This is a genomic window from Promicromonospora kroppenstedtii DSM 19349 (assembly GCF_000515355.1).
GTDB classification, from domain to species: Bacteria; Actinomycetota; Actinomycetes; order Actinomycetales; family Cellulomonadaceae; genus Promicromonospora; species Promicromonospora kroppenstedtii.
Map to the genome: position 1 here is coordinate 3,213 of NZ_KI911759.1, position 1,185 is coordinate 4,397.

Annotated in this window: 1 protein-coding gene and 1 pseudogene; one reads left to right on the forward strand and one right to left on the reverse strand. The window is 72.2% G+C overall.

The features are described 5' to 3' along the window. Positions 1-26: 26 nt before the first annotated feature. On the reverse strand, positions 27-791 hold the full coding sequence (locus PROKR_RS26695; RefSeq protein ID WP_036969888.1) for a lysophospholipid acyltransferase family protein: 765 nt from the start codon (positions 789-791) through the stop codon (positions 27-29). A 55-nt stretch (positions 792-846) separates the two neighbouring features. Between PROKR_RS26695 and PROKR_RS36350 the strand changes: the two are divergent. After that, a pseudogene (locus PROKR_RS36350) lies at positions 847-1,185 on the forward strand (hypothetical protein); the annotation flags it as partial.

Sequence of the window (1,185 nt, forward strand, 5' to 3'; positions counted from 1 at the left end):
AGCGGGCCGGCTGCGGGCCGCGCGAGCTACCGCTGCGGGCGCCGCGGCTTCTCGACCTCCGGCAGGGGAAGACCGCCGGGGCCTTCCTCGGCCGTGGGGATCGCGGGCTCACCGCGGGCCGCGCGCTCCTTGGCGCTGGCCGCGTACGCGTCCACGTACTCCTGGCCGGACAGCGACAGGATCGCGTACTCGATCTCGTCGGCCACGGCACGCAGCACGAACTTGTCGGTCTCCATGCCCTTGTACCGGCTGAAGTCCAGAGGCTCGCCGATCACGGCGCCGAGCGGCATGAATGCGGGCACGGTGCGGCCCACCGGCTGGGCGACGTCGGTGTCGACCATGGCGACGGGGATGACCGGCGCTCCCGACTCGAGCGCCATCCGCGCCACGCCCGTCTTCGCCTTGTACAGGCGGCCGTCGGGGCTGCGGGTGCCCTCCGGGTAGATGCCGAAGAGGCTGCCCTCGCTCAGCACGCGCAGGCCGGTGCGCAGCGCCGCCTCGCTGGCGGCACCCCCGGAACGGTCCACGGGGATGACGCCGATGCCGGTCATGAACCAGGCCACGATCTTGCCCTTGAGGCCCTTGCCCGTGAAGTAGTCGGACTTGCCGAGGAACGTCACGCGGCGCTTGATCAGCAGCGGCAGGATGAACGAGTCGATCACCGCGAGGTGGTTGCTGGCCACGATGGCGGCGCCGGTACGCGGCACGTTCCTGGCGCCGACGACCCACGGCTGGTACGCGAGGCGCAGCAGCGGGCCGACCAGCACGTTCCTCATCACCCAGTAGAACAAGATTCCTCCTCAAGACCCGCCCCCGCGGGCCCCCCGACGACAATAGAGTGTGCCCATGGCCGCATCGAACACCGACGACCGCGACGACGACGTGCCCGGCGACACCCCACGCGAGCTGGGCGACGACGACGTGGCCTCGCGCTGGGCCGACATCGTCGCCACGCTCGGCGACATGGACGTATCCCGGGCCGACGGCGAGGCCGGCGGCACGGAGAAGTCCGCCGAATCCTCTCAGACATCGCGGTCCGATGACGAGGGCAGCGACGGCGACGGCGCGCGCGGTCCCGCTGGTGGTGAGCGTGCTGGTGGTGACCGTGCCGGCGGCGACCGGGCGGGCGGCCGTCAGGTCGGGGGCTGGAGCGACGGCGGCTGGGCAGCCGGCGACTGGACCACG